The following is a 25369-nucleotide window of genomic DNA, read 5'->3' on the forward strand; positions in this document are numbered from 1 at the left end:
TTTATGGGGAGTAAAACCATCAAAGGGTTTGCAATAATTTGTTTATTCTTGTGTATCAATGGTTGCGGAGAACACACACAAACAGGAGAAGCAATAAAAAAGAATACTCAGACCGATTCGCTTGAAAAACAGGCAAGAGATTCTTTATTTGCTAATAATACGTATGCCCGTAATCTGTTGCGTAGCGGGATGGCAAAAGCCACTGATAGTCTTACTTTCTATAGATTAATGAATCATTACGTAAAAGCTTGTTTTGCCTCTTCTGACTTTGACTCTGTGCTATATTATAATCAGATAATTGCCCGCTTTTGCAGGGAAGCGTCCGATTCTCCTTCCATACATGATATGAAGGCGAATGTTTATAATATGACCGGTAATTACTGGATACAGAAAGCAGAGCCTGATTCATCTCTGGCATATTATCGAAAGGCATATGAAGAGCAGCGGTTGGGAAATAATGTTTTTAATCTTCCCGAACTTTGTTTTAATTTGGCAGATGCCAGTAATCATCTGGGTAATTATGCCGATGGAGCTTTCTATTATCGCAGGGGATTGTTTCTTTGTGATTCACTCCAGCTACCTGATACAAAGAAATGGACTGTTTATTGGGGATTAGGGCAGACTTACATGGAGTTACGTGATTTTGAACTTTCCAATTATTACTATGAACTGGCAGGGAATTATTATCAGGAGATGAATCCGTATGAGAAATGGGGATATCTCAATAATAGAGGGAACCATTTTTATTACAAAAAGGATTACTTGCAAGCCGAATACTATATCAGTAGAGGACTGCATGTACTGGATGACTATCCTCAAATGATTTTTGAACGGAATCTTAGTAAAGGAAATTTGGGAGAACTTTATATGCTGAATGGTAAACTGGACTCAGCTCAAATCTATCTGAATGATAGCTATCGCTATTTCACTGAGATGAATAATCGTTCGGCACTTTATTACATAGAAACCCAGCTGATAGAGCTTGCCTTAAAACAAGGTGATATTTCACGGGCTGGCAGGCTGATTGCCAATGCAACGCCTGGCGTACACATTGATGCGAATATGATAAATATCCGGAATCAATATTTAGAGCATTATTATGAACGTACAGGTGATTACAGGCGTGCTTATGAGTATCTGAAGCGGGATGTCGCGTTGAATGATTCTATTCGGAACGAACGGGTCCGTACGCGTGTAGCGGAACTCGATATGCGTTATCGTCAGGATACGATTGTGATGCGGCGTGAGTTGGTGATAGGGAGGCAAACGAGTGAAATGCGGGTGTTGCGTTTGACATCGTTTATCTGGGCTATTGGTTGTATTGTTTTAATAGCAGCATTGAGTGTTTTCTATTGGTTGATGAAGAAAAAGCGTGCTTTTATGCAGGAACGGCATTTGAATCAGATAAGTCGTCTTCGTATGGAAAATATACGTAATCATATTTCGCCTCACTTTACTTTTAACGTGCTGAATAGAGAAATTAGTCATTTTAAAGGCTCTGAAGAAGATCGGGAGGGGTTAGTAGGATTAGCAAAGCTTCTAAGAAAGAGCCTGGAGTTAACCGAAAAGTTAAGTATCCCGCTTCGGGAAGAGCTGGATTTTGTGCGGACTTATATTAATTTGGAACAGACCAGCTTGGGATCTGATTTTATATTGACATTGTCCATCGATGACAAATTGAATACGGAGCAAATTATTATTCCTTCTATGATTATACAGATTCCGGTAGAGAATGCTATGAAACATGGACTTGCCGGGATTGAAGGAGAGAAGCGGCTTACTATTTCTGTAATTTCTGAAGGTAATGGGGTTCGAATAATAATTGTAGATAATGGTAGGGGGTATCTTCCTCATATGATATCTCCCTCCAGAGGAACGGGTACAGGTTTGAAGGTTCTTTATCAGACAATCCAGTTACTCAATCAAAAAAATAAGGGAGAGAAGATTTGTTTTGAAATAAAAAAACTTGCCGATGGACAACAGACAGGGACTTGTGTTTCTGTATATATTCCATATAAATATTCTTATGATTTATGATGACAATGAATGAAATTTGTAAAGTCGTAATTATAGATGATGACTATACGGCTATAGAAGACTTGAAAAAGGGGCTTGCAGTTTATTCTGATATGCTAATCAAAGGTACGGCAGTCAATGGAGCTAAAGGAAGAAAGATGATAATGGAGCAACGTCCGGATTTGTTGTTTTTAGATATAGAATTGCCGGATATGCTGGGTATCAGACTACTGAGTGACATGCGTGAGGAGGTTGTATGGGATATGAAAGTTGTTTTCTATACGGCATATGATAAATACCTGCTTCAGGCTTTAAGAGAGTCGGCGTTCGATTACTTATTGAAACCTTTTACTACAGAGGAACTTGATGGGATTATAGAACGTTATCGGAAGGCGATGGTCACTCACCAGGTCACTCCTTCATTTTCGGCATCTATAGCTGCATTATTGCCCCAACGTGACACATTTATGATCAGTAGTGTGACAGGTTTCAAATTACTTCGTATTGAGGAAATTGGCTTTTTTGAATATTCTAAAGATAAACGGCAGTGGCAGGTAACTCTTTTTAATCAGACAAAGCTGAGTCTTAAAAAAAATACCAGAGCAGAAGATATTATAAATTATTCGGTATCATTTGTACAGATTAGCCAGTCGGTTATTATTAATGTTGCCTATTTAGCTGTTATTAATGGGAAACAATGCCAGCTTTATCCTCCTTTTAGTGAGCGAAAAGACCTGTGCATTTCCCGTGGATTTTTGAAAGAATTACAAGAACGTTTCTATCTTATTTGATTTTTTTTGTTGTATAAGCACTTATTTAGACATTTTATGTGTGATTTGCGACAAAATACTCATTTTTCGCAAAAAGGGTGTTTCATATTATCCTTTTTAATGCTATCTTTGTGATGTTAGGTAGGAATTGAATGTTTTTTGGTTTTTAGATGATCAATTCTATGTAACTGGTTGAGCCGGAGCTTTTGTGAAAAAGTCTCCGGCTATTTTTTTATTGATGAGTTTTGTTTGTGAGCGCCCATTTGGTACTTATAACAAAAAGGCGAATCGAATGTTGTGAAATAGTGGTGTAGATTTGTTTTTTATATGATCCTTGTGATTATTTCTCTTCCATAAACATTCTGTCGAAGGTTTCTCTTAGCTGTTTTCGATTATTTATCAGAGCTCTTAACTCTTTTAGCCTTTCTCCATTCTTCGAGTTTTCAAACCATAGTTTTAAGTATCCTCCTTTGGCATATTTGCTCAGGAGATGATTAAGAAAACGTTCATAGTGCCATTCTTTGCTTCCCGATGGATTTTGTTTTAGCCCATATTGTACAGTCCTTCTCAATGTAATTTCAAGGTCTATAACTCTGTCTGCTTCAGCTACAATCTTTCCGTAAATGCTGCGTGGTTCGTGGTTTGAAGAGGCTCTATGATCTTCTACGGCTTCTTTCATTATCTGTATTTCTTCGGTAGAAAACCATTGGCGGAGTATCTTGTCATTTTCAAGAATAGTTCCTGAAACAAGGTGATGGGTCGCTCTGTCTTTGCACAGTCCTGTATCGTGATAGGCAGCAATGGTGTATACCATATCCACGTCTACGGGATAGCCTTTAGCAAGTTCCAGGCTTTCTGCTATTACAGTATTTACATGTATTAAATTATGTGCTTTATCAAACGATTCGTATTGCGGAATAATAACCGTTTCTATGTATTCTTTTAGCTGTTCGTTCATCTCGGGAAAATCTTATTTAATAAAGGGAAAACAAAGATACTAAATTTCTTGTAACGTCTTAACATTTATGGGTTTGTTCCACGTGGCACAGAAAAGGCCGGAATATAAATTCCAGCCTTCTGTTGTATTAATGTAAAATGTAGAGTTAGAGAGAATATGTATATCAGATATTTGTATCGTCCATTGTAACTGTCATTTCCGGAACAAGAATATAAGCATTCTTTTTACTGTTCCATTTGTAATAATTGGTAGTTACGGTTTTACCTTCGTAAGTATAAGTGATGCGCAGGCTATTTTCCCATTTTTGGTTGTTAGCATTCCATTTTAGTGCTTTACTTTCTGTCATACGTTTCTGATCATTATACTTGTAGTTGTATTTCATATAGTTGGCGAGTGCAGCACCTTCCTTTTTATAAACGGTCTGTTCTACCATCACTCCGTCTCTTTCTTCTGAGTTATAGATGAGATTCCCGTCGTTATTGTGGGCAGAAACGGTTAGGCTACCTACAAAAAGAACTACTGATAATGCAATTGTTCTTATGGAAACATTTACTTTCATGATTATACTGTTTTTAGGGTTATATTATCATATTGTTATACTTAATCTCTTTATTTGCTGCAAAGTTACATATAAAGTGGATATTAATGCTTAAAATAAGTGAAATAATTATCATAATGATAATTGTCGTACCTCTGTATTGCTTTCTTTTTGCAGGTATTAATGACAAAAAAATATCCGGCAGTTTGTTTGCCGGATATATGTTTAAACAGTTCGTGTACTTAATGAGGCATTTAGCAGCTTTCTGCTTGAGGAGTTAATTAATGTTATAAATGTTTTGGTAGGCAGCAATTGTCTTTTTAATGAGCTTCTAACCAGTTTTTCCCCCAGCCGCAATCAGCCTTTAGAGGGACATGCATCCGGTAGGCTTTCTCCATTTCTTCAATAACGACTTGTTCCACCCGCTCTTTTTCCTCTACTGGGACACTGAAATTTAATTCATCGTGTACTTGTAATATCATTTTTGCCTTTAATCCTTCGCGTTTGAAGCGTTCGTAGATGCGAGCCATTGCAACTTTGATTATGTCGGCCGCACTTCCCTGGATCGGAGCATTGATAGCATTACGTTCGGCATATCCGCGTACTACAGCATTGCGTGAATTGATGTCCGGAAGGAAGCGTTTACGATGAAAAATAGTTTCTACATAACCTTTTTCACGTGCTATTTCAATACTTTTATCCATGTAAGCCTTTACCTGAGGATAGGTCTCAAAATAACCGTCTATAAGCTCTTTTGCCTCTTTACGATCTACATTCATTCGTTCAGCCAGACCGAAAACAGAGATACCATAAATGATACCAAAGTTCGCTGTTTTAGCTTTGCGGCGCATATCGGGGTTTACCTCTTTTATATCGGTTTTGTATACTTTGGCTGCTGTAGCTGCGTGAATATCATAACCACTTAAGAATGCGTCTATCATATTTTTATCTTCGCTTAGGTGGGCCATAATACGCAGCTCTATTTGTGAATAGTCGGCAGAGAAGAAAAGAGCACCTTCGTCAGGAATAAATGCTTTGCGTATCTCTTTTCCATTTTCATCCCGGATGGGGATGTTCTGTAAATTCGGGTTGCTGGAGCTGAGGCGTCCGGTTGCTGTTACTGTTTGATTGAAGGAGGTATGTACGCGGCCTGTACGCGGGTTTATTAACTGAGGCAGAGCATCAATATAGGTGCTTAACAGCTTCTTTAGTCCACGGTGTTCTAGAATTTTTTCTACTACAGGATGTTTGTGGCGCAAGCTTTCGAGCACCTCTTCTGATGTAACATATTGGCCGGTCTTGGTCTTCTTTGCTTTATCGATAATTTTAAGTTTATCAAATAATACCTCACCTACCTGCTTGGGTGAAGCGATATTGAATTCTTCTCCTGCCAATTGATAAATCTCTTGTTCAATGGCCTCCATTTGTGTTGTGAAATGTTTTGAAGACTGTTTGAGTGCTTCTGTATCCAGAAGTACTCCATTGATCTCGATATTTACCAATACGGGTACCAGGGGCATTTCTATTTCATAGAATAATTGCTCAGCACCATTCTTTTTCAATTCTTTTTCCAGTATATTCTTTAGTTTCAGCGTAACATCCGCATCTTCGCAGGCGTATTGATAAATAGCTTCGGGAGCAAGATCGCGCATGCTCTTCTGATTTTTTCCTTTCGGTCCGATAAGTTCTTCGATGTGGATTGTTTGATAATTCAGATAAATTTCCGCCAGATAATCCATTCCGTGACGGAGTTCAGGTTGAAGAACATAATGTGCTACCATTGTATCGAAAAGAGGACCTTTTACTTCAACTCCGTAATTTTGGAGAACGATCATGTCATATTTGATGTTTTGCCCTACTTTTAACGTTTTTTCATTTTCGAATACTTCTTTGAATTCGTTTACTATTTTTAACGCTTCTTCCCGGCCTGCAGGGATTGGTATATAAAATCCCTGATTTTCGGCGAAGCTGAAGCTCATTCCTACCAACTCAGCTTCCATTGGGTCGGTTCCGGTTGTTTCTGTATCTAACGCAAGAATTTTGGTTGTAAGTAACTTTTGAATAATTTTGACTCTTTTCTCCTTATTATCAATTAGTTGATAGTCAGTATTGAGCGTTTTTAACGTGTCTATATTTGATTTTTTTTCTTCAATCGGTCCGTTGGGCGTAATTTCTGCAAATAAATCGCCTTGAATCGGGCCACTTTCTTGTGCAAAAAGCGGACCTGCAGAAAAGGGGAGAGGTTGACTCTCTTTTTTGAAGATTCTCTCCATTAGTGTACGAAACTCCAGTTCTTCAAAAATTTTTCGAAGGGCTTCTTCATCCGGTTGTTCACGTACCAGTGCATTCATGTCAAGTTCGATAGGTACATCTGTTTTTATGGTTGCCAGAAATTTGGAGAAAGTTATCATTTCCCGGTTTGTTTCTACTTTTGTTTTGAGTGCTCCTTTTAATTGGTCGGTATGTTCAAGTAGATTTTCGATGTTACCAAATTCAGCAATTAACTTTTGGGCTGTTTTCTCTCCGACACCTGGACATCCGGGAATGTTATCTGACGCATCTCCCATGAGTCCCAACATATCAATAATCTGTGAAGGTGACTGAATATCGAACTTTGCTTTGACTTGTTCTATACCCATAACCTCAAATTCCTTATCACCATACTTGGGACGGTACATAAACACATGTTCTGTTACCAGCTGGCCATAGTCCTTGTCAGGCGTCATCATATAGGTTGTGATCCCCTGTTGTCCGGCTTTGGTTGCCAGTGTTCCGATAACGTCGTCTGCTTCATAGCCTGCCACTTCAAGGATAGGGATACGATAAGCACGGATGATATCTTTTATAATGGGTACGGAAAGCCGGATTGCTTCCGGTGTTTCTTCACGTTGTGCTTTATATTGTTCATAGGCTTCGTGTCGGAAAGTAGGTCCTGAAGGGTCGAAAGCAACTCCAATGTGTGTAGGGTTTTCTTTTTTCAATACATCCTCCAATGTATTTACAAAGCCGAGAATGGCTGAAGTATTGAAACCTTTGGAGTTGATCCGTGGATTTTTGATAAAGGCATAATACGCCCGATATATAAGTGCGTAAGCATCTAAAAAGAAAAGTTTACTGTTTTGGTCCATATTTATCTAATTTTTCATGGTAAAAGTACAAAAAAATACGGTATTAACCGTTTTATTATTACTTTTGTGCTCAAATAGTGTCATTATATGGATAGCTCGTCTTTTATAAAGTCTCCGATAGATGCGGAACTGGAAGATTTCAGAAAACTATTTGATAGTTCTCTTTCCAGTTCAAATTTCCTGCTTAATAATGTGATTGCTCATATTCGGCAGAGAAACGGGAAGATGATGCGTCCTATCCTGGTACTCCTTGTGGCACGTTTATATGGTGCTATCCGTCCTGCTACTTTTCATGCTGCTGTTTCTTTGGAGCTTCTTCATACAGCCAGTCTGGTACACGATGATGTAGTTGATGAAAGTACTGAACGTCGTGGGCAGCTTTCTGTAAATGCCGTTTTTAATAATAAAGTGGCGGTATTGGCTGGTGATTTTTTGCTGGCTACAAGCCTTGTACATGCCGGGAAGACGATGAGCCATGAGATTATTAGTGTTGTATCTTGCTTGGGGCAGGATCTTGCAGATGGAGAATTGTTACAGCTTTCCAATGTAAGTAATCCTCATTTTTCTGAGGAAATCTATTTTGATGTTATTCGTAAAAAAACGGCGGCCCTTTTTGCTGCTTGTACTAAATCGGCAGCCCTTTCTGTTAATGCAAGCGATGAAGAGGCGGAATTTTCGCGTTTATTTGGCGAGTATATTGGTATCTGTTTCCAGATAAAGGATGATATTTTTGATTATTTTGAAAGTAAAGAGATAGGTAAGCCAACTGGAAATGATATGCTGGAAGGTAAACTGACGTTACCTGTTCTTTACGCTCTGAATTCTACGAATAGTACCTGGGCACAAGAGATAGCTGTCAAAGTCAAAGAGGGGATTGCTACTCCTGATGAAATCGGACGTTTAGTCGATTTTACCAAGTCCAATGGAGGAATTGAGTATGCGGTTAAAATGATGGAACTATATAAGGGTAAAGCGCTTGACTTGCTTCATTCGCTTCCCCCTTCTGAGGTATGTACTGCACTTGAAGCCTACCTTGATTATGTAGTTGACAGAGATAAATAATACTTTTTCCATGGGCTTTCTGCATCCTGTGTGGCTGAGAGGAAGCTTGTGATTGTGATGTCTATTTCTTCTTTTTTATCTGTTTTCATAGCCTGTCCGATGAGGTAACTTTTACCTATTTCTTCCCAATTTTTAAATATCTGCCGACATTTTTCACCGGCAAATCTGATATATTCCCATGCCGTTTGCTCATCAATATATCCTGTCTCCAGGGCTACGCGTGCTAAGGTGATTAGTTCTCCCATGTCCCATGCTAAAATCCCTCGTTCGAAGTCTTCTTTTTCGATGGATACGATGTTTTTCTCACGTATGTACTTCATAAATCGGTGCAGATGATGGGCGCGCTGTATAAACGATTCTATGCCGAAAAAACGCTTACGGAGGATAGTTTCTATTTCTTCCTCATTGTCTGACGACAGAAGATAGGGCAGAAGGATAGAATATGCGGTACGTTCTCCTTCATTCTTGAGGAGCGTCAGCATTTCTGTGATGAAGGATTCTTGTTTTAGCTGAGGTATTTCTGCCAGCATTTGGCGAAGTTTATCTTTACTCATACCTGTCTCCAGACTATTCACGAAAAGACCTGTTTGTATACTGGAAATGAGCCCAATGAGCAGGTTTTGCTCTTTGTTGGCTAATAAGGCATTGCCTTCTCTGTTCTGGTTGAACCGTAATGAAATACTGCTTTGTTCCATACCCTTGTTTTTTAATTCTTCGTTAACCGAAAAGCGTGAGAACTGTTGCTCTGTATCTTTCCTGGGGCTTCGGCAAGCCGTTATGACGATACAAGCAACAGTCTCACGCTCCATTCGATATATAACAAGAGTATATACGTGAAGGTGCGTGAGACCCGTTTGCCTATTACCTTTCATAACATGAATTTTGCCGAATTCCAGGAAAAAGATAATAAATGAAACGTTCTCTAATACAGTTTATTAGCCTCTTCTCTATAGGCTAATGCTCGGCAAAGATAGTAAAAAAATGAGTATCTTTAAGTAAGGAAGTTTAGTTTTTCTTAATTATAGATATGATATTCGTGCTAAGGTTAACTGAATCGAAATGCCTGGATAATAAATGAGGATATACAAAAGAGGTGATCTGATGTTTTATTTAAAAATACAAAGCCTCTTTGGCATATCCTCACGAATTGTTTTGAATTAGAAGAATTTTATATCTTCACCTTTGATATCAGAAAGTAATAAATTTGCTAATCGGCTGGTACCCAGTCTGAAAAGCTTATTGTTAAGCCATTCTTCTCCCAGGATTTCTTTTACTATTGTGTAGTAAATCAATGCATCATTTACCGTATTAATGCCTCCGGCTGGTTTAAATCCAATTTTGTTTCCGGTCTTTTCGTAATACTCTTTAATGGCTTCGCACATCACATAAGCTGCTTCCGGAGTGGCTGCAGGTTGCTGTTTTCCTGTGGACGTTTTGATAAAATCTGCTCCGGAGTACATTGATAGGATGGAGGCCTTTTTAATGTTCGAAGCCGTTTTCAGCGCTCCGGTTTCAAGAATTACTTTCAGGTGACGTTCTTTACAAGTGTCTTTTAACTCTTGTATTTCTTCACACATTGTTTCATAATCTCCACTCAGGAATTTACCGATAGAAATAACAATGTCTATTTCGTCTGCACCTTCCATCAGTGCCATGGCTGTCTCTGCTATTTTTACTTCAATAAACGTTTGTGACGACGGGAATCCTGCTGATACACAAGCAATATTGATACCGTCAACATCCAATGTATTTTTTACTACTTCTGCAAAGTTGGGGTATACACAGATTGCTGCTACGTTCTTTAAATCGGGAAATTCATCGTCAAACTTGTTTACCTTTTCAGTAAATTTCATAACGCTTTCGTCGCTATCCGTACTGTTGAGGGTAGTGAGATCAATACAGTTGAAAAGGAGTTTTTTTACCTCTTCTGTATTGTTTTCCGTTACTTTGTTTTCGATAATTGAAGCTACCCGGGCTTGTACATCAGCGTCGCTCAGGTTGGTATTGTACTTTGCCAATGCGGCTTCATACTTAGTCAGATGGCTGTCATTCTGTTCCATGGTCACTCAGTTTGGGGTTGTTTATATGTCTTTTGTTATCTCTTTTGGTTTTCTTTTCCAGGTTACGTGTAAAGGCCTCAGTGAGGTTTACGCCTGTCTGGTTAGCCAGGCAGAGGAGTACCCAAAGTACATCTGCCATTTCGTCTTCCAGATTGTCTTTTTCTCCTTCTTTGAAGGATTGATCACCGTATTTACGGGCCATTACGCGTGCCAGTTCGCCTACTTCTTCAGTGAGTACGGCCATATTTGTGAGCTCGCTAAAGTAACGTACTCCATACTTCTTAATCCACAGGTCGACCTGTTTCTGTGCTTCTTCCAGTGTCATTATTCTTTGTTTTTTGTATCTATACAAATGGTTACCGGGCCATCATTCAATAATTCTACTTTCATATCTGCTCCGAATTCACCTGTGCCTATTTCCTTTCCAAGTAAAGAACTAAGTTCTGTGCAGAATTGTTCATACAGTGGGATTGAAATATCCGGTTTGGCTGCTTTTATATACGACGGACGGTTACCTTTCTTTGTAGATGCATGTAGGGTAAACTGGCTTATTACCAGTATTTCACCGTTTGTATCTATGACAGATTTATTCATGACTCCATTTTCATCATCAAAGATGCGGAGATTTATTATTTTCTTGCACAACCAGTCGATGTCTTCTGTTCCGTCGGCTTCTTCGATGCCTACCAGGATAAGCATTCCTCTGTTGATAGCCGATTTACAGTTTCCGTTGATGGTAACTGAGGCATGACTGACGCGCTGTATAACTACTCTCATTTCTCTTTTTTTGTTTTATTGGAAAGGCAAATTTACAAAAATCACTATAGAAAAATCATGTTTCACAGAGTTTTTTCGTAAAATCACATGTGCTTTACATTTATTTATAATGAGACGTATAGCCTCTGAATGTATTTAATGTCTCTGTTATTACAGGTTTTCTTTAACAACTTTTGCTTTGGTTTCGCCTATAATAGCGCTGATATCCTCTAAAGAGGCTTCTTTGATGCGTTTTACACTCTTAAATTCTTTTAGTAATGCGGTTTTTGTTTTGTCTCCGATGCCTTTGATTGTGTCGAGGGCAGAAGCTACCTGGCGTTTACTGCGTTTATCACGATGAAAAGTAATGGCAAAACGGTGTACTTCATCTTGTATCTGCTCCAGTAATTTGAAAAGGGGAGAATGTTGTTTTAATCCGATTGTTTGAGGTGGAAAACCAAATAAAAGCTCTGATGTGCGGTGTTTTCGATCTTTGGCAAGGCCTGCAATAGGAATATTTAAATGTAATTCCTCCATAACTTGTCTTACAGCCTCCATTTGTCCTTTTCCTCCGTCTGTGATGATGAGGTCGGGTAGGGTGCTTTCCTCCTCTATAGCGCGCTGATAACGCCGTTTTACGACTTCTCTCATAGATGCATAGTCATCGGGACCTTCTACGGTTTTAATAATATACTTTCGGTAGTCTTGTTTCGATGGTTTTGCTTTCTTGAATACGACACAGGCAGCTACTGCATCCGAACCCTGGATGTTGGAGTTGTCAAAGCATTCTATTTGCATAGGTAACTTTTCCAGATGTAACTCTTGTTGGATCTCCTTCATCAGTCGCATACTTCTTTGTTCCGGATTTAACTTTTCTGATTGCTTCATCCGGTCTGCCTTGTATTGTTTTACGTTGAGTAATGAGAGATCTAATAATTTCTTTTTGTCTCCTCGCTGTGGCACGGTGAAAACGACGTTATTCAGTTCCATATCTACTTCAAATGGGACAATGATTTCACGTGAAAGGCTCTTATAGCGTTCCCGCATTTCGATGATTCCTAATGTAAGAAGCTCCTCTTTGCTTTCGTTTAGCTTTTTCTTATACTCAAAGGTGAAAGCCTGATTGATAGCTCCGTTCGTGATGTGCAGGTAGTTGATAAATGCTGAATTGTGTTCGTCTTCTTCAATAGAGAATACGTCGATATTGTGTAATATCGAGCTTACTACTTCTGATTTTGAGCGATAATTTTCTATAAGTGTATATTTCTCTTTTATTTTTTGTGCTTCTTCAAACTTCATTTCAGCAGCCAATCCCTGCATTTGCTGGAATAGCATACGACTTATTTCCTGGGTGTTTCCTTTTAATATTTCCTTGATTTCATCGATATTCTTTAGGTATTCCTCTTGTGATTGGAGCCCTATACAAGGTCCGGCGCAGTTCTTTATATGGTATTCAAGGCAAACGTTGAATTTACCTGCGCGTATGTTTTCTGGTGACAGATTCAAGTTGCATGTTCGTAGTGGGTATAGGTGTTTTATCAGGTCTAACACTGCATTCATAGATGGCACATGACTGTATGGGCCATAGTAAGAGGAGCCGTTCCGAATGATTTTGCGCGTTTTGAATATTCGTGGGAAATATTCATTTTGTACGCAAATAGACGGATATGTTTTATCGTCTTTAAGCAGAACATTATACCGCGGCTTATATTTTTTTATAAGATTATTCTCTAATAAGAGAGCATCTTCTTCAGAATTGACGACTATATAACGTATATCTGCAATTTTGCTGACGAGTACTCTGGTCTTTCCCGGTTCATGATCTTTGCTAAAATAGGAATATACCCTTCTTTTTAAGTTTTTGGCCTTTCCTACGTATATAATAGTACCTTCGGCATTCAGATATTGATAAATGCCGGGCCTTTCGGGGAGGTTAGATACAATCCCTTTCAGATATTCGCTGGTTTTCAGTTCCTGGTTTGTTTCCATATAAAAAAGGCGTAGTAACATAACTACGCCCTGCAAATATAACAATTTATATCTATAAAGACAATACGGATTCTACTTCTACATCATCTCCGAACATTGCTTTGCCGTTCAGCTCTTTAAGTTCAATGATAAAGTTTATATATACTTTCTTTGGCTTTAATTTCTTTACTAACTCACAAGCTGCTTTCATTGTTCCACCTGTTGCCAATAAGTCGTCGTGCAGTAATACTACATCGTTTTCATCGAGTGCATCTTTGTGTATCTGTACAGTATCCTTTCCGTACTCTTTATCGTAACTCTCTTCGATGGTTTCTGCCGGAAGTTTGCCGGGCTTGCGTATTGGGATGAATCCTGCGTTTAAACGGGTCGCAAGAATCGGACCCATAATGAATCCTCTTGATTCGATACCTACTACTTTTGTGATGCCTTTGTCTTTGTACATCTCATACATTACGTCCGAAAGTTCCTGCAGGCATGCAGCATCTTTAAATAGAGTGGTTACGTCATAAAAAAGAATTCCCGGTATGGGGAAATCGGGTATTTCCCGGATACTTTTAATAAGCCTTTCTTTGCTCATAATCATGGATTTATTTCGTTTTCTTAAATGTTTTGTTTCACGTGAAACGCATGCTCTTATCTTCCCGAAAGCACCAGCAATACGTTGATGTCGCTTGGTGATACTCCGGGGATTCGACTTGCCTGAGCAATTGTTTCCGGATCTATTTTAACCAACTTTTGGCGTGCTTCCGTTGAAAGCGATTGGATCGAACTATAATCAAACTTACCTTTGATTTTGATACTTTCCAATCGGGCCAGTTTATCTGCAATGATACGTTCTCGTCCGATATAGCCTTCGTATTTAATAAGAATTTCCGCAGCTTCTATAATTTCTTCTTTTCTCTCCGTGATCTCGTCAAGTATACGTTTGAATGCCGGTACATGTTCTGCGATGTTTTCTATTGTTATCTGCGGACGATTAATCAGGTCGATTAACTTGCATCCATGACGCAGCGGGGTAGTACCTAATTTCTCGAGAGAATCATTAATAAGAGCCGCTTTTATCGAATAGTTTCGTGCAAAAGATATAATACGTTCCACTGCTTCGCGTTTCTTTTTCAGCAGAGTATATCTATCTTCTTTGACGAGTCCTAATTTCCAGGCTTTTTCTGTAAGACGCATATCAGCATCGTCCATGCGAAGAAGAATACGGTATTCTGCACGGGAAGTAAACATACGATAGGGCTCATCTACTCCTTTGGTAACGAGGTCATCGATTAATACGCCAATATATGCTTCATCGCGTGCCAGTGTAAATGGTTCTCCACCTTGGCAGTTGATGTGTGCATTGATGCCGGCAATGATACCTTGGCCGCCTGCTTCTTCGTATCCGGTAGTTCCGTTTACCTGTCCGGCAAAGAATAAATTCTTAATTATCTTCGATTCCAACGTATGTTTTAATTGGGTTGGGTCAAAGAAATCGTATTCAATCGCATACCCGGGACGGTATATAACCAGATCTTTAAATGCCGGAACTTTTTTCAGAGCTTCGATCTGTATGTTCATAGGCAATGAAGATGAAAAACCATTCAGGTATAATTCTTGTGTGGTTTCTCCTTCTGGTTCCAGAAATAACTGGTGTTGTTCTTTATCCGGGAAGGTAACAATCTTGGTTTCTATGCTGGGGCAATAACGCGGTCCTATACTTTGAATTTGTCCGTTGAAAAGGGGAGATTCTGATAATCCTTCACGAAGAATGCTGTGTACTTCCGGATTGGTAAAGCAGGTCCAGCATTGCAGTTGTTTGAGATGGCGTACATTTGTATCCATAAATGAGAATTTATGGAAGTCAGCTTCTCCATCCTGTGTGTCCATTAATTCATAGTGTACACTTCGTCCGTCTATTCGTACAGGAGTACCTGTTTTCATCCGTCCGTAACTGATCCCATGGCGTGCGATGGATTCGGTTAATTCGTAAGATGCAGGTTCTGCCATACGACCTCCGGGAAGCATATTTTTACCTACATGCATCAATCCATTGAGGAAAGTTCCGGCTGTGAGTACGATACACTTCGCATGAAAAGTGACTCCCCACATGGTGATTAACCCTGTTACTTCGCCGTTTTCAACGAGTAATTCTTTCACTGTATCTTGCCAGATATGCAAGTTGGGAGTATTTTCCAATACTTCTCTCCATGCTCCTATAAACTTATTGCGGTCACATTGTGCGCGTGGACTCCACATTGCCGGCCCTTTCGAACGGTTTAGTATACGAAACTGGATAGCTGTTTTATCTGTTATCAGCCCCATTTGTCCACCAAGTGCATCTATTTCGCGTACAATTTGTCCTTTGGCAATACCACCTATAGCCGGATTACAACTCATCTGCCCGATTTTATTCATATCCATCGTGATCAGACAAGTCTTTGAACCCAGATTGGCCGAAGCGGCAGCCGCTTCACAGCCTGCATGTCCGGCACCAATTACAATAACATCATACCTAAAATCCATTTGTTCAATCCTTATTTGCAAACGGTGCAAAGTTACGAAAAAAGTTCTGCTATTTGATGTATATTGTCTGGCTACGTGATTAAAAAGCTCTCCTTTTCGGAAGTAAAATAGATATTAGAACCCTATTACGCACTCCTTTATTGTATTTTAATAAAAAAATGTATTTATCTTTGTCACGTGGAGTAATATGGGATACAGAGACATTGAAATAAGGAATCATTATTTTCTGTGTATAAAAGAAGATGTTGCTCGAATATTGCAGACAGATGGCAAAACTCATACATTAAAACAAACTTAATAGTACAAAGCTTTATGAAACTTACTAATCTATTGTCAATCTCCGTATTGCTACTTTTAGCTTCCTGTTCACCCAAAGTCGTGACAAATCTGATAAAAACTTATCCAAATCCAGTTCCGGCCGATTCTGTTCGGGTCTTTGAATTGGGAGAGACAGTGCCCAACACTGCCGAAGCCATTGGACGTGTTTCTGTTATAGATCCTGGTACGGCTACGAAATGCCGGTATAATGAGGTCGTTCATCTTGCACAAGAGGCTGTTGGTAAAGCCGGTGGAAATGGTTTTGCTATAACCTGGCATGAGGATCCGTCTTTCTGGAGAAGTTCGTGCCATCAGATATCCGGATTGATGCTTTACCTGAAAGATAATGTGGTGGATACATTGAGGGCAAATCCTGTACAGTATGCCATCGATATGAACTTCGTAGTGGCCAGAGACAAGAAGCAACCTGAGCGGAGGAATCCGGCACCTGCTAATACCTTTGAAGTTAGCTTGGGGTATGGTTGGATAAGCAGTAAAATCTATGATGCTAATAATGTGTCTTTGGGGAGTAAGAGCGGTTTAGAGTGGAAGCTTGGCTATGAGCATATATGGACTTCCGGGTGGGGAGTAGGTATGCAATATTCTGGTTTTAAAGCGGAGCTTCCGGGAGGAGATATGGTATTGTCTTATCTGGCACCGGAGGTTGCATTACGTACAAAGTTTAATAAATGGATTCTGAAGTGCGGAGTAGGCATGGGGCTTTTTCTTTATAATGAACCCTATTACAGTACTGCCGGATTTGGCGCACATGTCACTATGGGAGTAGAATATATGTTGTCGAGCCATGTGGGACTTGGCGTATCAGCCAGTTCAATTGCAAGTAACTTGCCGAAACGGGATGGAGTTGAACTAAAGAAGGATGAAAAGAGCGGAATAAATCGCGTCAATGTATTGGGCGGATTGAGGTTTTATTTCTAAAATAGGGCTATTGTCCCGAATCAATCCATTTAATTATTTGAGATGGATCTTGATTTTGTGGTATAAATAAATTATTACAATAAAGTCGTGCGGTTTATTTTCGTTTTATACCGATCGTCAATTTTGTGAACTTTCATCTTGAAACTCTACGAAGATCACTCCGATGCTCTACGAGAAACGACCCGAAACTCTACGGAGATCGGGTCGTTTCTCGTAGAGGAAAAATGCGTTTTGTAATGTCTTAATTATCAATAAGTTGTAAACTCGCTTTGTGTCGCTTATTTTTGATGTGTCAATTCTCTTTTTTTATTCTGTTTATCTTTCTAAATAATTACAAATAAAAGGTGGTTCCGAATGTGATTTTTGTTATCTAACTGTAGGACGCTAACCAAATTATAGATGCTATGCAAATGTTTCTTGGATATATAATTCAAGATACTATAATCGGTAAAACAAACTATGCATTTTAACTGTGCGTTAAATACGTATTTAACGCACAGTTAAAATGCATAGTTTATATCTATAAAGTACGTACTTTTGTAGTACTCTATGTCGTGACTTCTTATTTGTTAAAAACCTGTTTCATCGGGCGGCCGATCCATACTTGCGGTTGTTTCAGTCCGAAGATGTAGGCGATGGTTGATGCTACGTCAAATTGCATCATACTCTCGTTGAAGTTTAATCCTTTTTTGATGTTTTTTCCGCAGATGATGAATGGGGTTTCCATTTCATTCATCGTTTTTCCGCCGTGTCCTTTGTTAATGCCACCATGGTCTGCAGTAACAATAAAGATCGTTTTGTCAAATATTCCTGCATCTTTGGTAGCCTGAATAATTTGTCCGATATATCCGTCCAGTTCTTTCAGTTTGGCATAATACTCCGGTGTGTCGTGACCTGCACCATGACCTATATGATCGGGATTATCAAAAGCAACCAGTGTGAGGGCCGGCTTCTTTTCTTTCAGATAGCTAACTGCCATTTCGCACAGAGCAGTGGGATACTTGTTATAATCCGGTGCCTGTTTGTGATAGCTCAATGCAAGTGTATCTACCAGATATTTAATGCCGTTCCATTCGTACAGGCAACCAATCTCTGCTTTCGGAGCAGCATCCCGCAGTACTTGAAAAATGGTAGGGAAAATACCGTGCTGGTTCAATTCGCGTGAGGGAAGTTCCGGAGTTTTAGATCCCCATTCGGTATAACCGTGCAGTTCCGGACCTGCTCCCATGAACATGGAAGCCCAGTTTATAGCACTTGAAGAGGGGAGTGTAGAACGTTTTTTTAAAGTATAGCTACCGTTCTCCATTAAACTCTTGGTGTTTGGGATATCTGCTTTCTCTACGCTATAAGCTCCCCATCCATCGAGACCGATAAGAACGACATGTTCGGCTTTCCATTTGGCGGCAAAACTGTTGGGGACAATAATAAACAGGGCAAACAGGCTGATTGCCCAACTTGAAAATAGATGTTTCATGGTGTTTCCTTTACTTTTTTAAGATTATGTATTTAATAAGCTTAACTGCCGGTGAGATACAAAAAGCACTTACCCCTCGCCAGCAGTTATGCAAATAAAGGTTTTTTCACCGGAATCAGTCTGTATCCTTTGTTTAAGTAAATGCCATAATAGTTCATTTGGACAATGCTACCCCTTATAATGGACAATATATGTAGAGTTTTCAACTCTGTCGCAACGCCAATGCTTTATTTTCCGCCGCTTCCATTATTTCCCGTTCTCCCGGTCCTTTGTCATTGATGCCGCAAAGATGAAGGATACCGTGAATAATGGTACGGTGAAGTTCTTCGTTATAGGTGGTATTGAACTGTTCAGAATTGGTCTTTACAGTATCGAGGCTTATAAAAAGATCACCCGAAAGACGATCTCCTTCGCAATAATCGAATGTGATGATATCTGTATAGTAATCGTGTTGCAGATATTGCCGGTTCACTTCTAATATTTTTTCGTCCGAACAGAAAATATAGGCGATTTCACCGAGTCTCTTTCCATAAGTGGCAGCTACGGATTTGATCCATTCTGTGGTTTCCCGTTTCTTAATATCGGGCATCTTTACGCCCTCTGTCTGATAAGTTACAGCCATGATAATGTATTGTTTTAAAAGAAAAATAAATAACTGAAAAATATGGCAGCAATGATACCCGAAAAGTCGGCTATCAAACCGCAGGTAACGGCATTTCTTGTTTTTGTAATGCCTACACTGCCAAAGTAGACAGCCAGAATATAGAATGTGGTGTCTGATGCACCGCGAACTACACAGCTGACGCGGGATACAAAGGCATCGGGGCCAAACTGTTTCATGGTGTCAATCATCAATCCGTTGGCAGCACTGCCACTCAGAGATTTCATCAGTCCGGTAGGCAAAGCACCGACAAAGCTGGTATCCAGTCCGCAAAATCCTACAACCTGTCCGATTCCGTTGACAAGAATATCCATTGCTCCCGAAGTACGAAAGACTGCAATACCTACCAGGAAAGCTACCAGATAAGGTATGATTCGTACGGCAGTACTGAACCCTTCTTTGGCTCCTTCTACAAAAGAATCGTAAACGTTTATTTTCTTTCGTATGCCCGTCAGGATAAAGAGAATGATTACTCCGAATAGTATGATATTGGCAATCAGCGTAGAGTAAGTTCCCATTTCTTCACGTGAAAGAACAGTGAAAAGGTAAATCAAACCTCCGAAGAAAAGACTCAATATTCCCATTAATATCAATATGGGTTTGTTTATCAGGTTGATGCGTTGGGAAATGCTAACAACAATAACTCCCACTAATGTTGAAATGAATGTACTGAGCAGAATTGGGATAAAGATATCCGTAGGTTGTGCAGCTCCCATTTGGGCACGGTATACCATGATTGAAATAGGTATCAGTATCAGTCCGGAAGTGTTGATAACAAGAAACATGATCATTGGGTTACTGGCCGTATCTTTTTTCGGATTCAGTTCTTGTAACTCTTTCATTGCCTTGAGCCCCATCGGAGTAGCAGCATTATCAAGTCCCAGCATATTGGCAGACATATTCATAAAAATAGATCCCATTACGGGGTGTCCCTTGGGGATATCGGGAAACAGGCGGCAGAATACCGGGCTCAACCAACGCGACAGTGCATTGATAAGACCGCTGTTTTCACCAATCTTCATGATGCCCAACCATAAAGAGAGAACCCCGGTTAATCCGAGAGAAACCTCAAAAGCCGTTTTGGATGAGCTGAACGTAGAGTTGATGATTTCGGTAAATATTTGTGTGTCTCCTGTGAAGATAAGCTTTCCGAGTGCTACGATAAAAGCTATGATGAAGAATGCTATCCAGATGTAATTTAGAACCATAATGTACTTACTGTATTATTTGCAAAAATAGATATAACTTTCCATTAATCATCCATATTTTGTTTATTTTTGGCGGGGATTCGGTTTGCTATATTTATACAGATAACGATATGAAGACAAAAGTTGAGAGTATTCAGAAAGAGCTGGAAGCATATATTGACCCGGTGAAAAGGGAGTATTTGCCCAATTTCTTTAAGACAGGGAAGGGGCAATACGGAGAAGGTGATAAGTTTTTAGGAGTAGTAGTTCCCAATACACGTCTGGTGGCAAAGCGGCACAAAGAAGAACCGTTTGAGGTGATGGCAGAGCTCTTGCAAAGTGACTGGCACGAGTGCCGCCTCTGCGCATTGCTTATGTTGGTAGAGCGCTTTAAGAAGTCCGGTGAAAAGGAGCAAAAAGAGATCTATGATTTCTATCTGACACAAACGGAACGGATCAATAACTGGGACTTGGTGGATTTGTCAGCTCCCTATATTGTAGGAGAGTATCTGAAAGACAAATCGCGTGAAGAACTGTATCGTCTTGCCGGTAGTACGCTTCTTTGGGAGCAGCGTATCGCGGTAGTTGCTACGGCTACATTGATAAGAAACAACGATTTCGTCGATATCCTCCGTTTGTCGGAACTGTTGTTACATCACAAACACGATCTGATGCAGAAAGCTATCGGCTGGATGCTTCGTGAAATGGGGAAACGGAATCGGGACTTATTACTACAGTTTCTTGATAAGTATGCACGTGAAATGCCCCGTACGATGCTTCGCTATTCGATAGAGAAGTTGACGGATGAAGAGCGGAAACACTATATGCAGCGCTAATTGAACAAGATGAAATAGTTTGAGATAATCCATGTATTCCGGCTACTTTATCAGAGGTATATTCGGAAAAGGAGGCAATTATCCTGTCTGCTCGATACAACTATTCTCTGATTTGTACTATCTTTGTTAAAAAAGCGAAGATAAGCTGCACCTTGGCATAAAAAATGAACGCGTTCATTTTATTCTACTCTCGGTTTGCATTATCTTTGTACGATATATAAAAGAACGAGGATGTGATTTTATGGAAGAAGATTTCAATATACGCGATCATCAGTTGACAAGCCGGGAACGGGATTTTGAGAATGCGCTCCGTCCCCTTAGCTTCGAGGATTTCAGCGGGCAGGATAAGGTGGTGGAGAATCTCCGCATTTTTGTCAAAGCCGCCCGTCTTCGTGGTGAAGCATTAGACCATGTATTGCTGCATGGCCCTCCCGGATTGGGAAAAACAACTCTCTCAAACATTATAGCCAATGAACTTGGAGTAGGCTTTAAAGTCACTTCAGGCCCGGTGCTCGATAAACCCGGTGATCTGGCGGGTGTACTTACCAGTCTTGAACCGAACGATGTCCTGTTTATTGACGAGATCCACCGTCTGTCACCTGTGGTAGAGGAGTACCTGTACTCTGCTATGGAAGACTACCGGATTGATATTATGATAGATAAAGGACCCTCTGCACGCAGTATTCAGATAGATCTGAATCCTTTTACGCTGGTGGGAGCTACTACCCGTAGTGGGCTGTTGACAGCTCCGTTGCGTGCGCGTTTTGGCATTAACCTGCATCTTGAATATTATGATGACGATGTGCTGAGTAATATTATCCGTCGTTCGGCTGCTATCCTTGATGTACCTTGTTCGATACCCGCTGCGGGAGAGATTGCTTCGCGTAGCCGGGGTACCCCTCGTATTGCCAATGCACTGCTTCGTCGTGTGCGCGACTTTGCTCAGGTGAAGGGTTCCGGTTCTATTGATACGGAGATTGCTACTTTTTCACTTGAAGCACTGAATATCGACAAATACGGATTGGATGAAGTGGACAACAAGATCCTCTGTACCATTATCGATAAGTTCAAGGGTGGTCCGGTAGGACTTACTACCATTGCCACCGCTTTGGGTGAAGATGCCGGAACAATCGAAGAGGTATACGAACCGTTCCTGATTAAAGAAGGTTTCCTGAAACGTACCCCTCGTGGGCGTGAAGTGACGGAACTGGCTTACAAACATTTGGGGAGGAGTCTTTATAGTAGTCAACAAACACTGTTTTGATTGACGATTAGACGATTGACGGTTTACGATTGAAGTTACACCGTAAATCAAATTCCAATCGTCTAATCGTCAATCGTCTAATCGTCAATAATAAACATGGGTGGATTAAAGTCATTAGCCAAAGATACTGCCATTTATGGTGTTAGCAGCATAGTAGGGCGTTTCCTCAACTATCTGTTGGTGCCTATTTATACTATTTCTATGCCCGCTTCTACGGGAGGATATGGTATTATTACGAATATGTATGCCATTACGGCACTTCTGCTTGTACTACTTACATGCGGTATGGAAACCGGATTTTTCCGTTTTGCCAATAAGGGCGGAGAAGACCCGGTGAAAGTTTACTCTACTACCTTATTGACTGTAGCAGCTATTTCTCTTTCGTTTCTTGCCGTATGTCTTTTGTTTCTTGAGCCGATAGCCGGAGTAATGGGGTATGAAGAGCATCCCTGGTATCTTGGGATGATGCTCATTGTGATCGCAATGGATGCTATACAGGCTATCCCTTTTGCTTATCTGCGTTATAAAAATCGTCCTATTAAGTTTGCAGCTTTAAAGATGTTATTCATCTTTGCCAGCATTATTCTCAACATTGTCTACTTCGTGTTTATGAAAGGAACCAATGTAGGCGCTGCTTTTCTGATTAATCTTATTTGTACATCGCTGGTAATGCTTTGCCTGATATCCGAACTGCGCGGTTTCCGTTATACACTGGATCGTGATTTGATGAAGCGGATGTTTCGTTACTCTTTTCCTATTCTTATATTAGGTATTGCGGGTATACTGAACCAGGTGGTTGATAAGATTATCTTTCCGTTTGTTTATCCCGATCCGGTAGAGGCTGATGTGCAGTTGGGTATATATGGAGCCACCAGTAAGATAGCGATGATTATGGCTATGTTTACACAAGCATTCCGCTTTGCTTACGAACCATTTGTGTTTGGTAAGAGTAAAGAGAAGGATAACCGGCAAATGTATGCACAAGCCATGAAGTTCTTCATCATTTTCACTCTTTTAGCCTTCCTCACGGTGATGTTTTATCTCGATATATTGCGTTATGTTATCGGACGTGATTACTGGGAAGGGTTGAAAGTAGTGCCTATCGTTATGGCTGCCGAGATGTTTATGGGTGTGTATTTTAATCTCTCGTTCTGGTATAAACTGACGGACGAGACGAAATGGGGAGCTTACTTTTCGCTGACAGCTTGTACGATTGTTATTCTGATGAATGCCTTTCTGATTCCTGTGTATGGCTATATGGCTTGTGCCTGGGCAGGTTTCACCGGATATGCTGTTGCCATGTTGCTCTCTTATTTCGTGGGACAAAAGAAATACCCGATCGCATATGACCTGAAGAGTATCGGTGGATACGTACTTTTGGCATTAATGATCTATGTGGCAGGAGAGTGGATACCGGTGGATAATATGTTGCTCCGCCTGCTTTTACGTACGTTGCTACTGTTTGTATTTATAGGATATATCATCAAACATGATTTGCCGTTGAAGCAAATTCCAGTTATTAACCGTTTTGTGAAGAAGTGATTATGAAAACAGACAACCGAAACATTTTTGCCGTAAAGAGCTTTCTTCGTGAGTATCTCGATTTGCGAAAGGACAAGGACAATGAGTTGGAAACCATTGACTCTATCCGTAAAGGAGTGGAATTTAAAGGAGCTAACCTCTGGATTCTGATCTTCGCAATCTTTATGGCTTCGTTAGGACTGAATGTGAACTCTACCGCAGTAATTATCGGTGCGATGTTGATTTCCCCCTTGATGGGACCTATTATGGGAGTGGGGTTATCCGTCGGGCTGAACGACTTTGAATTGATGAAACGCTCCTTAAAGAGTTTCCTCATAACCACTGCATTCAGTGTTACTACGGCAACTGTTTTTTTCCTTTTCACCCCCATTGCCGAGGCGCAGTCGGAATTGCTGGCACGTACTTCACCTACGATTTATGACGTATTCATCGCACTCTTTGGTGGATTGGCAGGTGTTGTTGCCCTCTCTACAAAGGAAAAGGGAAACGTGATTCCGGGTGTTGCTATTGCTACGGCATTGATGCCTCCCCTCTGTACGGCAGGATACGGGTTGGCATCGGGTAACCTGATTTATTTTTTAGGCGCTTTCTACCTCTATTTTATCAACTCCGTTTTCATTAGCCTGGCTACCTTTATCGGAGTACGGGTGATGCATTTCCAACGGAAGGAATTTGTAGACAAGAAACGTGAGAAGACGGTACGCAAATATATTATCCTGATCGTTGTCCTTACGATGTGCCCGGCTGTTTATCTGACATTCGGCATTATCAAAAGCACTTTTTATGAAACGGCTGCCAATCACTTTATCAATACGGAATTGAATTTTGAAAATACACAGGTGCTTGATAAGAAGATTAGTTACGAACACCGGGAGATTCGTGTGGTGCTTATTGGTCCTGAAGTTCCTGAGGCTTCTATTGCTCTGGCGCGTAGTAAGATGAAACAGTATAAACTGGAGGAAACAAAGTTGGTTGTGCTACAAGGTATGAACAACGATGCAATGGATATTTCGTCCATTCGTGCCATGGTCATGGAAGACTTTTATAAGAACAGTGAACAACGGCTGCAAGAACAACAAAAAAAGATTTCCTCTCTGGAAAAGAACCTTGAGAAGTATAAATCTTATGATGAAATGAGTCGTACTATTATACCGGAACTAAAGGTATTGTACCCTTCAGTGACAACCGTTTCGATCTCGCATACACTTGAAACTACGGTGGATTCGTTGAAAACGGATACGATTGCATTGGCTGTACTGAAGTTTACCCGTCATCCGAGTGAGAGTGAGAAGAGGAAAATAACCGAATGGCTGCAAGCCCGTGTAGGGGCGAAGAAACTACGTCTGATAACAGAGTAAAATAA

21 protein-coding genes are annotated in these 25369 nt (G+C 40.2%); 8 read left to right on the forward strand and 13 right to left on the reverse strand.

What is annotated here, in order from left to right; translation table 11 throughout:
* Nucleotides 1–3 precede the first annotated feature (3 nt).
* Together ACESQI_RS00345 and ACESQI_RS00350 are read left to right on the forward strand one after the other, a co-directional pair.
* Complete coding sequence (locus ACESQI_RS00345) at nucleotides 4–2037, forward strand: histidine kinase (protein WP_278512789.1); 2034 nt, start codon at nucleotides 4–6, stop codon at nucleotides 2035–2037.
* Complete coding sequence (locus ACESQI_RS00350) at nucleotides 2034–2807, forward strand: LytTR family DNA-binding domain-containing protein (protein WP_025866690.1); 774 nt, start codon at nucleotides 2034–2036, stop codon at nucleotides 2805–2807. Before ACESQI_RS00345 ends, ACESQI_RS00350 begins: the two co-directional genes overlap by 4 nt.
* A 319-nt stretch (nucleotides 2808–3126) precedes the next feature.
* Here the strand turns inward: ACESQI_RS00350 and ACESQI_RS00355 are convergent, their stop codons facing one another.
* The 3 genes from ACESQI_RS00355 to polA form a co-directional block, all read right to left on the reverse strand.
* Nucleotides 3127–3744: an HD domain-containing protein gene (locus tag ACESQI_RS00355; protein ID WP_278512793.1), complete on the reverse strand. Its 618-nt coding sequence runs from the start codon at nucleotides 3742–3744 to the stop codon at nucleotides 3127–3129.
* 163 nt (nucleotides 3745–3907) lie between these two features.
* A complete protein-coding gene (locus tag ACESQI_RS00360; RefSeq protein WP_278512796.1) occupies nucleotides 3908–4303 on the reverse strand; it encodes a DUF3836 domain-containing protein in 396 nt (131 codons plus the stop codon).
* A gap of 299 nt (nucleotides 4304–4602) precedes the next feature.
* Nucleotides 4603–7410, reverse strand: a complete 2808-nt coding sequence (gene polA, locus ACESQI_RS00365) for a DNA polymerase I (RefSeq protein WP_373125322.1) — start codon at nucleotides 7408–7410, stop codon at nucleotides 4603–4605.
* An 87-nt stretch (nucleotides 7411–7497) separates the two neighbouring features.
* On the opposite strand from polA, the gene ACESQI_RS00370 reads away from it, so the two are divergent.
* A complete protein-coding gene (locus ACESQI_RS00370; RefSeq protein ID WP_025866691.1) occupies nucleotides 7498–8472 on the forward strand; it encodes a polyprenyl synthetase family protein in 975 nt (324 codons plus the stop codon).
* Here ACESQI_RS00370 and ACESQI_RS00375 read toward each other — a convergent pair.
* The 7 genes from ACESQI_RS00375 to mnmG all read right to left on the reverse strand — a co-directional run bounded on the left by ACESQI_RS00375 (nucleotide 8448) and on the right by mnmG (nucleotide 15785).
* Nucleotides 8448–9167 carry a DUF1266 domain-containing protein gene (locus ACESQI_RS00375; protein WP_007483234.1) on the reverse strand — a complete coding sequence of 240 codons (720 nt, stop codon included), beginning with the start codon at nucleotides 9165–9167 and terminating at the stop codon, nucleotides 8448–8450. The two genes, ACESQI_RS00370 and ACESQI_RS00375, sit on opposite strands and share 25 nt — an antisense overlap.
* A 462-nt stretch (nucleotides 9168–9629) precedes the next feature.
* Nucleotides 9630–10532 (reverse strand): deoxyribose-phosphate aldolase, encoded by a 903-nt coding sequence (deoC, locus tag ACESQI_RS00380; RefSeq protein ID WP_007483236.1) that lies wholly within the window; start codon nucleotides 10530–10532, stop codon nucleotides 9630–9632.
* Nucleotides 10519–10857: a nucleotide pyrophosphohydrolase gene (locus ACESQI_RS00385; protein ID WP_002558590.1), complete on the reverse strand. Its 339-nt coding sequence runs from the start codon at nucleotides 10855–10857 to the stop codon at nucleotides 10519–10521. The genes deoC and ACESQI_RS00385 overlap by 14 nt, the downstream gene beginning before the upstream one ends.
* Nucleotides 10857–11309 carry a D-aminoacyl-tRNA deacylase gene (dtd, locus tag ACESQI_RS00390; protein WP_007483238.1) on the reverse strand — a complete coding sequence of 151 codons (453 nt, stop codon included), beginning with the start codon at nucleotides 11307–11309 and terminating at the stop codon, nucleotides 10857–10859. The genes ACESQI_RS00385 and dtd overlap by 1 nt, the downstream gene beginning before the upstream one ends.
* A gap of 150 nt (nucleotides 11310–11459) precedes the next feature.
* On the reverse strand, nucleotides 11460–13277 hold the full coding sequence (uvrC, locus tag ACESQI_RS00395; RefSeq protein WP_234130703.1) for an excinuclease ABC subunit UvrC: 1818 nt from the start codon (nucleotides 13275–13277) through the stop codon (nucleotides 11460–11462).
* 52 nt (nucleotides 13278–13329) lie between these two features.
* Nucleotides 13330–13860 carry an adenine phosphoribosyltransferase gene (locus tag ACESQI_RS00400; RefSeq protein WP_122201186.1) on the reverse strand — a complete coding sequence of 177 codons (531 nt, stop codon included), beginning with the start codon at nucleotides 13858–13860 and terminating at the stop codon, nucleotides 13330–13332.
* 50 nt (nucleotides 13861–13910) lie between these two features.
* Nucleotides 13911–15785 carry a tRNA uridine-5-carboxymethylaminomethyl(34) synthesis enzyme MnmG gene (gene mnmG / locus ACESQI_RS00405; protein WP_320908362.1) on the reverse strand — a complete coding sequence of 625 codons (1875 nt, stop codon included), beginning with the start codon at nucleotides 15783–15785 and terminating at the stop codon, nucleotides 13911–13913.
* Between the two features lie 312 nt (nucleotides 15786–16097).
* Here mnmG and ACESQI_RS00410 point away from each other — a divergent pair, with 312 nt between their 5' ends.
* Complete coding sequence (locus tag ACESQI_RS00410) at nucleotides 16098–17042, forward strand: outer membrane beta-barrel protein (protein WP_373125323.1); 945 nt, start codon at nucleotides 16098–16100, stop codon at nucleotides 17040–17042.
* 562 nt (nucleotides 17043–17604) lie between these two features.
* Here ACESQI_RS00410 and ACESQI_RS00415 read toward each other — a convergent pair.
* From ACESQI_RS00415 to ACESQI_RS00425, 3 genes are all read right to left on the reverse strand, one after another.
* On the reverse strand, nucleotides 17605–18516 hold the full coding sequence (locus ACESQI_RS00415; RefSeq protein WP_002558605.1) for an alkaline phosphatase: 912 nt from the start codon (nucleotides 18514–18516) through the stop codon (nucleotides 17605–17607).
* A 202-nt stretch (nucleotides 18517–18718) separates the two neighbouring features.
* Complete coding sequence (gene ybeY / locus ACESQI_RS00420; RefSeq protein ID WP_007483252.1) at nucleotides 18719–19138, reverse strand: rRNA maturation RNase YbeY; 420 nt, start codon at nucleotides 19136–19138, stop codon at nucleotides 18719–18721.
* Between the two features lie 14 nt (nucleotides 19139–19152).
* Nucleotides 19153–20385, reverse strand: coding sequence for a nucleoside recognition domain-containing protein (locus tag ACESQI_RS00425; RefSeq protein ID WP_025866542.1), 1233 nt, complete (start codon nucleotides 20383–20385; stop codon nucleotides 19153–19155).
* A gap of 110 nt (nucleotides 20386–20495) precedes the next feature.
* On the opposite strand from ACESQI_RS00425, the gene ACESQI_RS00430 reads away from it, so the two are divergent.
* From ACESQI_RS00430 to ACESQI_RS00445, 4 genes are all read left to right on the forward strand, one after another.
* The gene (locus ACESQI_RS00430; RefSeq protein WP_044166359.1) at nucleotides 20496–21200 is read left to right on the forward strand and encodes a DNA alkylation repair protein; all 705 of its coding nucleotides are present in this window, start codon (nucleotides 20496–20498) and stop codon (nucleotides 21198–21200) included.
* Nucleotides 21201–21441: 241 nt separating this feature from the next.
* Nucleotides 21442–22464 (forward strand): Holliday junction branch migration DNA helicase RuvB, encoded by a 1023-nt coding sequence (ruvB, locus tag ACESQI_RS00435; protein WP_002558609.1) that lies wholly within the window; start codon nucleotides 21442–21444, stop codon nucleotides 22462–22464.
* Nucleotides 22465–22560: 96 nt separating this feature from the next.
* Nucleotides 22561–24006 (forward strand): lipopolysaccharide biosynthesis protein, encoded by a 1446-nt coding sequence (locus tag ACESQI_RS00440; protein ID WP_195571852.1) that lies wholly within the window; start codon nucleotides 22561–22563, stop codon nucleotides 24004–24006.
* Between the two features lie 2 nt (nucleotides 24007–24008).
* Nucleotides 24009–25364 (forward strand): TIGR00341 family protein, encoded by a 1356-nt coding sequence (locus ACESQI_RS00445; protein ID WP_002558612.1) that lies wholly within the window; start codon nucleotides 24009–24011, stop codon nucleotides 25362–25364.
* Nucleotides 25365–25369: the final 5 nt, after the last annotated feature.

The sequence above is a fragment of the Bacteroides sp. HPS0048 genome (assembly GCF_964240755.1).
In the GTDB taxonomy this organism is placed as follows: Bacteria; Bacteroidota; Bacteroidia; order Bacteroidales; family Bacteroidaceae; genus Bacteroides; species Bacteroides nordii.